Below are 536 nucleotides of genomic sequence, written 5' to 3' on the forward strand. Positions count from 1 at the left end.
GCGGGAAGGCACTCCGTAGGTGAAGCGTAACGGGTTTGTTCCGGTACCAGGTATGACGTCGGGAAACGACGCGGTGCTCTCGTCGGCGGGGGCATCGTTGTTGCTGTCGACGGCCCGGGCCGCGGGGCTGGGCCGAGGGCTGTCGCGGACGTTGGCGCCGTGGCGGCGGCGGGGTGCGGTGCACGATCCGGGCAAGGTGGTCTTCGACCTGGCGGTCGCGGTCGCCCTCGGCGGGGACTGCCTGGCCGATCTGGCCGTGGTGCGCGCCCAGCCGGAGCTGTTCGGGACGGTCGCCTCGGACGCGACGGTCTCTCGGCTGCTGGAGCACCTGGCCGGGGACGTCGAAGCGGTGATCGCGGCGATCCGCGCTGCCCGGGCGGCCGCGCGTGAGCGTGTGTGGCGCCGCCGTGACCCGCTGCCAGCGGCCGGCCCGGTGATCGTGGATCTGGACGCGACGCTGGTGACGGCGCACTCGGATAAGGAGAACGCGACACCGACGTTCAAGCGCGGGTACGGGTTCCACCCGCTGCTCGCGT

General features: G+C 72.6%; 1 protein-coding gene. It reads left to right on the forward strand.

What is annotated here, in order from left to right; translation table 11 throughout:
- Positions 1-52: 52 nt before the first annotated feature.
- The coding region (locus tag N864_RS22975) for an IS1380 family transposase (protein ID WP_034723085.1) at positions 53-536 on the forward strand (484 nt) is incomplete at its 3' end.

The sequence above is a fragment of the Intrasporangium chromatireducens Q5-1 genome (assembly GCF_000576575.1).
GTDB lineage: Bacteria > Actinomycetota > Actinomycetes > Actinomycetales > Dermatophilaceae > Intrasporangium_A > Intrasporangium_A chromatireducens.